Raw genomic sequence first — 236 nt, 5'->3', positions numbered from 1 at the left:
CCAGACAATGGTCAAGAACTGATGGTGCAAGTCGCGCAACGGATTCCCTCAGAGACTTATGCTGCCCCTCGGTACGATTGGAGGTTTGGAGATGCAGATGTACGTCATCGTGTCGCCGGTCCGCACCGGTATGCTCTTGCCCACATTGGACATGACCATGATGAAGGACCGTTGTGCTTGTCGCTGGAGCTCATGTATCTCCACCATGCCTCTCGGATATCCATTTGACAGACCGC

The 236-nt window shown here is 54.2% G+C and carries 1 pseudogene; it reads left to right on the top strand.

Annotated elements, in window-relative coordinates:
* Positions 1 to 43: 43 nt before the first annotated feature.
* Positions 44 to 236 (top strand): annotated as a pseudogene (locus F0U47_RS22860) (hypothetical protein); the annotation flags it as partial.

Source organism: Nocardioides antri (genome assembly GCF_008373765.1).
GTDB lineage: Bacteria > Actinomycetota > Actinomycetes > Propionibacteriales > Nocardioidaceae > Nocardioides > Nocardioides antri.
The sequence above is the reverse complement of the archived record's forward strand: the minus strand, read 5'-3'. Positions and strand labels throughout refer to the sequence as shown.